Annotated in this window: 1 protein-coding gene; it reads right to left on the bottom strand. The window is 53.4% G+C overall.

All coding sequences use genetic code 11. The annotated features are described in order from the left end of the window. Nucleotides 1-685: IS5 family transposase (locus tag AC2I9W_RS17625; RefSeq protein WP_486411210.1), on the bottom strand; the 685-nt coding region annotated here is incomplete at both ends.

Genomic DNA, 685 nt, shown 5'->3' with positions numbered 1-685 from the left:
GCACCCACACCAGGCTTGGATTGGCTGTTTTTCAGCAAACGGCCACGGGCCATCCACAAGTTCGCCAAGGCAAACAGGGTATGCAATTGCTGCGTGTTCTTTCTCAAGCCTCGGTAGCGAACTTTGACGTGGCCAAACTGACGCTTGATGACTCTGAATGGGTGTTCGACCTTGGCCCGGATTTTGGACTTCACCTGCTCAAGCTGCTCTTGCATGGCCGATACCGGGTGCTGAAGGTCTAGAGCCTTGCGCTGGCTGCGCTTCATGGCGATATGCCATTGGAATTTGCGCTCAGGTTCTGGCGTCGGCATGTCGGGGCGTTTATCTGCACCTTGGTAGCCTGCATCGCCATAGCCATCAACCTCTTTTCCATGCAGCAGGCTGTTGGCTTCAACGACATCACTGACGTTGGCCGATGTGCCTCGCACTGTGTGCACCAGACTAGAATCAGCATCCACGCCAATATGGGCCTTCATGCCGAAGTACCACTGATTACCCTTCTTGGTCTGGTGCATTTCAGGATCACGAGATTTGGTGCTGTTTTTGGTTGAACTGGGCGCTGCAATCAGCGTCGCATCCACAATAGTTCCCGTGCGAAGCAGCAGCTTTTTACTCTCCAGCAAGTCCGTGACCGTCTTCAGAATTTGCTCGGCCAGTTTGTGTCTTTCCAATAGATGACGAAACC

This window comes from Comamonas sp. FUJ_7, assembly GCF_057369555.1.
Note: the sequence above shows the minus strand (reverse complement) of the source record. Positions and strands in the feature narration are given on the sequence as shown.